This window comes from Luteimonas flava, assembly GCF_036584485.1.
GTDB lineage: Bacteria > Pseudomonadota > Gammaproteobacteria > Xanthomonadales > Xanthomonadaceae > Luteimonas > Luteimonas flava.
In genome coordinates this window covers 1-476 of record NZ_JAZHBM010000024.1, presented here as the reverse complement: position 1 = coordinate 476, position 476 = coordinate 1, and the positions used below count along the sequence as shown (strand labels likewise).

General features: G+C 60.1%; 1 pseudogene. It reads left to right on the top strand.

The features are described 5' to 3' along the window. Positions 1-375, top strand: a pseudogene (locus V3391_RS17530) (UDP-3-O-(3-hydroxymyristoyl)glucosamine N-acyltransferase); the annotation flags it as partial. Positions 376-476 lie beyond the last annotated feature (101 nt).

Sequence of the window (476 nt, the reverse complement as noted above, 5' to 3'; positions counted from 1 at the left end):
ACCATCATCGAAGACGGCGTCAAGCTCGATAACCAGATCCAGATCGGCCACAACTGCCATATCGGCGCGCACACGGCCATGGCCGGCTGCGTCGGCGTGGCCGGCAGCGCCATCATCGGCAAGTACTGCACCTTTGGCGGCGCCGCCATGGTGCTGGGCCATTTGACGATCGCCGACCGCGTCCACGTGGGCTCGGGCAGCATGGTCTCGCGCTCGATCGCGGAACCGGGCCAGTACACGGGTTTTTATCCGCTGGCCAAGAACGCCGACTGGGAAAAGAGCGCCGCCATCGTGCGCAACCTGTCAAGCATGCGCGAGAAGATCCGCACGCTTGAAAAAACAATTAAAACACTGACCACGCAAGACGAAAAATGACTACTGAAAAAAAGACCCTCGACATCCTGGCCATCAAATCGCTGCTGCCGCACCGCTATCCGCTGCTGCTGGTTGACCGCGTACTGGACTGGGAAGCGAAC